The sequence below is a fragment of the Citrobacter sp. MGH104 genome (genome assembly GCF_001034485.1).
In the GTDB taxonomy this organism is placed as follows: domain Bacteria; phylum Pseudomonadota; class Gammaproteobacteria; order Enterobacterales; family Enterobacteriaceae; genus Citrobacter; species Citrobacter freundii.
In genome coordinates this window covers 3164121-3171265 of the sequence record NZ_KQ089818.1, presented here as the reverse complement: position 1 = coordinate 3171265, position 7145 = coordinate 3164121, and the positions used below count along the sequence as shown (strand labels likewise).

Below are 7145 nucleotides of genomic sequence, written 5' to 3'. Positions count from 1 at the left end.
CACCAACACCAACACCAACACCAACACCAACACCAACACCAACACCAACACCAACACCAACACCAACACCAACACCAACACCAACACCAACACCAGCAGTATGCCCGTATTCGAAGTCAGTGTACTTATGGTTCCTCGTGCTGCCTGGCAATCAAACACAATTAAATTTAACTGGAACCCTACCATCGAAAATTATGGCTATATACCTGTGACTCATATCTCAATTTTTTGAGTCAAAAGTTTGACAGTTCATTTCAACTCTGTTTTATTGCCTACACGATAATTATCCACAACATCTCTATTTAAATAGTGAACTTTTTCATGCTTTTAATTTACTCATGGTGATAAGTAATGAAGCTGCAAACTGTTATTCATAGAAAGAACATAATTTACTTTACTGTCGGCCTGGCCATGTTGACGATAATGGGGATTCTGGGAGTGGACACTTATTTACCTTCAATTCCCGACATCGCAAAAGAATTTGAAAAAAATGTCTCAACCACGCAGTTGTCGATTATGGTTTATACCCTATGCATTGGTTTTGGACAGCTAATTTTTGGTCCATTATCTGATGCTATTGGCCGGCGAAAAATTATGCTTACAGGTGCGGTTATTTATGGCGTAACAACATATTGTCTCACGCTCTCAACCGATCTGGTTATGTTTCTGGCGATCCGTGTCATACAAGGTCTTTCTATATCAATAACGCTGGTTACAGCAATCAGCGCAGTTCGAGATGTAACTCGTGGTTCAGTGGCCGCGACGCTGTATGCCATCATCATCACTATCGAAGGTGTCGTTCCCATTGCTTCGCCCCTGCTGGGAGGGGTAATTAATGACTTATGGGGATGGCGCGCAATTTTTTTAATGATATGTGGCTATGCTATTATAACGTTAATATTCGTTTATTTTAACTTCCCTGAAACACTCAGCCATGAGAGAAGGGTTGCCTATTCATTAAAATCATCATTTAATACGTATAAAGAGATCAGCAAACAACCTCGATTTTATCTACCTTGTCTGTCTCTTGGTCTGTCATTTTCGCTGATTTATTGCTATGTCACAGCCTCCCCATTTATTTTTATGGTTACGTTTGGATACTCATCAACGCAATTTGGTGTGCTTTCATCAATTATTGGAGGCTTCCTACTGCTGGGGGCTGCATTATCAGGTAAACTTCTTAAGAAAAGGTCTGCGCCGCAAATTTTGAATTCGTGGCTGAAAATCATCGCCTCATTTATTGTACTGTGTATTCCATTAATAATACTTAGTTATCACGTCAATATTTTTATATTCTTCTTTATTATCCTGATGTTTGCTGGAGGGATGTTCGAATCACTCTATACCTACCTGACCATGTCCAGCCAGCGCACCAACCTGGGAGCGACCTCTGCGTTGATGGGAGCCGCCTCGCTGGTTATTCCGTCAGTCATCGGAGGTGTCGGTAGTTTTTTAATTGAGCTAAATACCAGCATCTGGATGATGTACTTGCTTTTGATAATTTTGATAATGATATACATGTTAAAGAAATATCAAACACTTACAGTAACTGATCGGCGTTAAAATGAGCTGATAGACATTGCTGCTATAAGATCCATAGCAGCAATGTCCCCGACATAACCTGATTTTTCATCGCTGAGTGAGGTTCCCCGGAAACGCTTTCTCAAATTTGCAGCATGCCCGTTATGGCACATACTTTACTCGGTGCTAAATGGTGATGGGGTTGCTATGTTACTCTCAGGCAAAGTCGCAATGATCTTCGGTGGCAGCGGCGCTATTGGTAGTGCAGTTGCGCATACTATGGCGCGCGAAGGGGCCCATGTGTATCTGGGCGCGCGCCGTCAGGAAAAGCTGGATTGGACCGCCAGTGGCATCCGAACGGCGGGTGGTACAGTCGAAACCTTTATCACCGATGTACTCGACGAGCACAACGCATCGAAGGAAGTTACCCGCCTTGTACAGCAAACCGGTGGAATAGATGTGGTGGTTAACGCAACGGGATTTATGCACGAACAGGGCAAGCGCATCGATGCATTATCCCTCTCTGAGTTTATGAGCGGTATCACCCCTTTTCTTGCGGCGCAGTTCAATATCGCAAAAGCCGTAACGCCGCACATGGGCGGCAATCGAGCAGGCGTTATTCTCACCATCGTTGCGCCCGCAGCCCCGATGGCGATGCCCGGGCATCTCGGCCATATCGTCGGCTGTGCAGGAACAGAGGCTTTTATTAAGGCGCTCGCCAGCGAGACGGGACCAATAAACATTCGTGTCGTCGGCGTGCGGTCGCATGCGATTGTGGATGCTGTAGCGGCTGGCTCCTATACCGGAGAAATTTTCACCGCTAAAGCACAGTCAATGGGTTTAACCGTCGATCAATGGTTAGGGGGGGCGGCGCAAAGTACCATGCTCGCGCGCCTGCCTACGCTTGCACAAATCGCTGAGGTTACAACCTTTCTCGCTTCAGACCATGCCAGCGCCATGACCGCCACAGTGGTAAATATTACCGGGGGCGCCACCATAAGCTAATTTACCCGCTTTTCACGCCACGCGCTGCTGCGAGCCTTTTTTTGCACTCGGACGGGAACACAATGCTATACCGCACATAATAACCAACGCGCTCACCAGATGATATGAATGCAGAGTGACGTGCAAAAACATCACGCTAAATAATCCGCCACTCAATGGGATCAAGTGTGAATAGATCTCTCCACGCGTTGCGCCAATGGCGCTAATCCCTTTGTTCCATAATAGATATGACAGCCACGAAGGAAAAATAACAAGGTATGCCAGCCCAGTCACAACGCCTGTATTGGCATAGCTATTCCATCCCGGCATACCATTGCGTATCAACTCCAAAGCCAGTACCGGAATAAGTACAATCGCACCTAACAGCGCGCTCACTGCGACAAAGGCGTTTCCCTTTACCTCACGCGGTTTAATGCGTAAAAAAGCACAATAGACGGCCCAACTTAACGCTGACCCCATGGTCCAGAAATCGCCCTGATTCAGATGCGCAAATACCCGCGCATTTATCATATCACCCTGCGACACCAGCCATATAACACCAACAGTACTCAGGATCACACCAGCTATATTTCGCGCAGAAATCCGCTCTTTAAAAAAAAACTTATTGATTAACAGTACGAGCGCCGGGGTGGTGGACATATAAATCGCGGCATTAAGCGAGGTTGTATATTGCAAGCCGATATACAACGTTAAGGGGAAAAGAACCTGACCACAAAGCGCAAGGAAGACGATAGTACCAAAGGATTTTTTCATCACCGGCCATTGCTCTGTGACCTGACGAAAATAGAGCGTCATCAATAATAACGCGGTAAATACCCAGCGTGCCGCTGATAAAACGATGGGATTAACTTCAGCGACCAAGAGATGACCAATCACATAATTTCCACCCCAAAAACAGGCAGCCAGACTGAGTAAAAGATAGGGCATATTTGCGCCTTATTGTCAGTTGTACGGTATGACCACAAGGCTACGGCGGCGTGAGAATGAATGCTAATATAACGTTTTTATCCATCTGCATAGATTAAAACTATGAAATTTACGCTAAGGCAACTTGAGTTTTACATCGCGCTTGCAGAAACATTACAAATTTCCAAAGCTGCTGCACGCTGTCATATTTCTCAGTCATCAATGACCATTGCCATGCGGAACCTGGAAGAAGCATTAGACGTGCAGCTATTTGTACGTTATCCCAAAGGTGTGAAGCTCACCGCTGAGGGCGAGCGCTTTCTGGCACATGCCTGCAACATCATCAACAGTAGCCGCTCGGCTATTGACGCCCTGCATGACAGGAGCGAAATTCTCACCGGCACGGTGCGCATAGGCATTGCCGAAACGCTCTCTGCCTATCTTATCCCGGATATACTCAACGATATTGAACAACGTTTCCCTTTGCTGGAGATCGTGTTTTATGAAGCCACTGCACCGGAACTGGTACAGGCGCTACGGGAACAAAAGGTCGATTTTTGCCTGCTTCTGACCTCAAATATCAACCATGATAACGACCTGGAGATCGAAACATTTATTCGTTCGCAGCGCCGCCTGTGGACGTCTATTGGGCATCCGCTACAGAGCCAGGAATCGATCCGTTTAATAGACGTCGAGAAACTACCATTTTTACTGCTGGAAACCGATAAGTACCCTGACGTAATCATCGATTACTGGCAGCAGCGTGGCTATACGCCCAATATCAGTTTTCGCAGCAACTCTTTTGAAGCAATAAGAAGTCTGGTTGCAAAAGGCAGAGGGATAACCATTTTATCCGACCTGGTGTATCGCCCGTGGTCACTGGATGGTCTGCGCGTCATGCACAGAACGATTGATGATTTTATTACTTATATGGATGTCGGGACGGTAAAAAAAGCCGCCCGACCGTTGACGCCAGAGGCGGTAAAAGTCATTGATTTTTTACGTCAGGCCGTTACCCGCCTCGACAAACCATTTTGAGGATTTTATCTCTGCGGCAATTCGGCAATACGCTCCACCATCATCAGAATATCTTCTCGCTGCAGCGGTTTTTTATCCGTGACAAAATGCAGCGTCATTCCTTCAATAAACGCATCCAGCGCCCGCGCCGTAACCGGATCAAACCACTGCTCTAACGTTTGTTGGCTGCGTTGCATCCAGTTCTGCATCACCGTTTTCAACGCTGGTTTACGGCTGGCGAAAGCATACAGCTGATACATAAGCTCCATATTATCAGGCGTTGTGACCTGGGAGCCGTAAATCATATCGGTAATCGCATGGCAGGCCGCCTGCGCATCAGCAACGTCGGCAAAAAAATCCTGGTACTGCTGAGACATAGTATGCGTAAAACAGCTGAATGCCTCCAACAGCAGATCATCTATTCCTGCAAAATAATAGGTCATTGAGCCCAGTGGCACCTCGGCAATCATAGCGATTTTACGGTGTGTAACCCCATGAATACCATGGATTACTATCGCCTTAAGGGTGGCCTGAACTATTTTTTCCCGCCGCTGCGGATCGTTTGCACGTCGCACTGCATTTCCTCTTCTTGCATTTGTGTACAAATGTACACAACCTTGCTAATGTTGTCTTCTTTCCTCTTTTCTTTGGCTCGAATTCATGACTGGCATCTCATCACGCAAAGCCTTAAGACGTCGCACCTGGGCGCTGTTCACGTTCTTCTTTTTACCAGGATTATTAATGGCCTCCTGGGCAACGCGTACCCCTGCCATCAGAGATATCCTCTCCATCTCTACCGCCGAAATGGGCGCGGTGCTGTTTGGACTCTCTATTGGTTCGATGAGTGGCATTCTTTGTTCGGCCTGGCTGGTGAAACGATTTGGCACGCGCAAAGTGATCCGCACTACCATGTCATGTGCGGTCATTGGGATGGCTATCCTCAGCGTGGCGCTCTGGCTGCATTCCGCCTGGCTTTTCGCATTTGGTCTGGCCGTGTTTGGCGCCAGTTTTGGCGCAGCAGAAGTGGCCATCAACGTCGAAGGTGCGGCGGTTGAACGCGAAATGAATAAAACCGTGCTGCCGATGATGCATGGTTTTTACAGCCTGGGTACGCTGGCGGGCGCAGGAGTCGGGATGATGCTTACCGCCTTCAGCGTCCCGGCAAACGCGCATATTCTGCTGGCGGCGCTGGTAGCTATCACGCCTATCTTTATCGCCATCAAAGCAATTCCTGACGGCACGGGTAAAAATGCCGCTGATGGTTCTCCCTCCGGTGAAAAAGGACTGCCTTTTTATCGCGATATCCAGTTATTGCTGATTGGCGTCGTGGTGCTCGCAATGGCATTTGCTGAAGGTTCCGCCAACGACTGGCTTCCGCTGCTGATGGTGGACGGTCATGGGTTTAGCCCAACATCAGGCTCTCTGATTTATGCCGGATTTACGCTGGGCATGACCGTTGGCCGCTTTACTGGCGGCTGGTTCATCGACCGCTACAGCCGCGTAACGGTGGTGCGCGCCAGTGCGCTGATGGGCGCTCTCGGGATTAGCCTGATTATTTTTGTCGACAGCTCTTGGGTGGCGGGTGTTTCCGTTATTTTGTGGGGACTCGGTGCATCACTCGGCTTCCCGCTGACCATTTCAGCCGCCAGCGACACCGGCCCCGATGCACCAACCCGCGTCAGCGTTGTCGCAACAACCGGCTATCTGGCGTTCCTGGTTGGACCGCCGCTGCTGGGCTACCTGGGTGAACACTACGGCCTGCGCAGCGCTATGCTGGTGGTGCTGGCGCTGGTGCTTGTCGCCGCCATCGTCGCGAAAGCGGTGGCGAAACCGGATCTCAAAAATACCACGGTGATGGAGAACAGCTAATGAGCATCAAATTAATTGCGGTCGACATGGATGGCACATTTTTAAGTGACCAAAAAACCTATAACCGTGAGCGCTTTATGGCGCAATACCGCCAGATGAAAGAACAAGGGATCCGCTTTGTGGTCGCCAGCGGCAATCAATATTATCAGTTGATTTCCTTTTTCCCCGAACTGGCCAGTGAGATCTCATTTGTTGCCGAAAACGGCGGTTGGGTAGTCAGTGAAGGTGAAGATGTTTTTAACGGCGAACTGGCAAAGGATGATTTCCAGGCCATCGTTGAACATCTGCTGACCCGTACAGACATTGATATCATTGCCTGTGGTAAAAGCAGCGCCTACACGCTGAAGCAGTACAGCGATGAACATAAAGCTGTTTCTGCCATGTATTATCATCGTCTCGAATTTGTAGATAATTTTGACAATCTTAACGACGTTTTCTTCAAGTTCGGGCTGAATATTTCCGACGACAGAATCCCACAGGTGCAGGCCGATCTCCACGAGGCGATTGGCGACATTATGGTGCCGGTGCATACCGGCTACGGGAGCATCGATTTAATTATTCCTGGCGTGCATAAGGCAAATGGACTGCGGCTGCTGCAACAACGCTGGAATATTAACGACGATGAGGTTGTTGTGTTTGGCGATGGTGGAAATGATATTGAAATGCTGCGCCAGGCGGGATTTAGTTTTGCAATGGCCAACGCCCATGAGCCGGTTATCAAGGCAGCGAAATATCGCGCGGGATCGAACAACGAAGAGGGCGTCCTGGATATTATCGACCGCGTGTTAAAGAATGAAGCACCGTTTACGCATTAACGCCTCAGCACA

General features: G+C 48.4%; 8 protein-coding genes. 6 read left to right on the top strand and 2 right to left on the bottom strand.

Features of this window, described 5'->3' with window-relative positions; all coding sequences use genetic code 11:
* The 3 genes from SK34_RS24840 to SK34_RS14805 all read left to right on the top strand — a co-directional run.
* On the top strand, positions 1-232 hold a 232-nt coding region (locus SK34_RS24840), incomplete at its 5' end, for a hypothetical protein (RefSeq protein WP_048233326.1).
* A gap of 119 nt (positions 233-351) precedes the next feature.
* Positions 352-1563: a multidrug effflux MFS transporter gene (locus SK34_RS14810; protein WP_048233324.1), complete on the top strand. Its 1212-nt coding sequence runs from the start codon at positions 352-354 to the stop codon at positions 1561-1563.
* A gap of 165 nt (positions 1564-1728) precedes the next feature.
* Entirely contained in the window at positions 1729-2526 is a 798-nt protein-coding gene (locus tag SK34_RS14805) for an SDR family NAD(P)-dependent oxidoreductase (protein ID WP_003845515.1), read from the top strand.
* A gap of 12 nt (positions 2527-2538) precedes the next feature.
* On the opposite strand, the gene SK34_RS14800 is transcribed toward SK34_RS14805, so the two are convergent.
* Positions 2539-3453, bottom strand: a complete 915-nt coding sequence (locus SK34_RS14800) for a DMT family transporter (RefSeq protein ID WP_016149848.1) — start codon at positions 3451-3453, stop codon at positions 2539-2541.
* A 102-nt stretch (positions 3454-3555) separates the two neighbouring features.
* Between SK34_RS14800 and SK34_RS14795 the strand changes: the two genes are divergently transcribed.
* Positions 3556-4470, top strand: coding sequence for a LysR family transcriptional regulator (locus SK34_RS14795; protein WP_048233322.1), 915 nt, complete (start codon positions 3556-3558; stop codon positions 4468-4470).
* A gap of 5 nt (positions 4471-4475) precedes the next feature.
* Here SK34_RS14795 and SK34_RS14790 read toward each other — a convergent pair whose 3' ends face one another.
* Positions 4476-5024 carry a TetR/AcrR family transcriptional regulator gene (locus tag SK34_RS14790; protein ID WP_048233320.1) on the bottom strand — a complete coding sequence of 183 codons (549 nt, stop codon included), beginning with the start codon at positions 5022-5024 and terminating at the stop codon, positions 4476-4478.
* 85 nt (positions 5025-5109) lie between these two features.
* On the opposite strand from SK34_RS14790, the gene SK34_RS14785 reads away from it, so the two are divergent.
* Entirely contained in the window at positions 5110-6318 is a 1209-nt protein-coding gene (locus SK34_RS14785) for an MFS transporter (RefSeq protein ID WP_003836950.1), read from the top strand.
* Complete coding sequence (locus SK34_RS14780) at positions 6318-7133, top strand: Cof-type HAD-IIB family hydrolase (RefSeq protein ID WP_003035335.1); 816 nt, start codon at positions 6318-6320, stop codon at positions 7131-7133. The genes SK34_RS14785 and SK34_RS14780 overlap by 1 nt, the downstream gene beginning before the upstream one ends.
* Positions 7134-7145 lie beyond the last annotated feature (12 nt).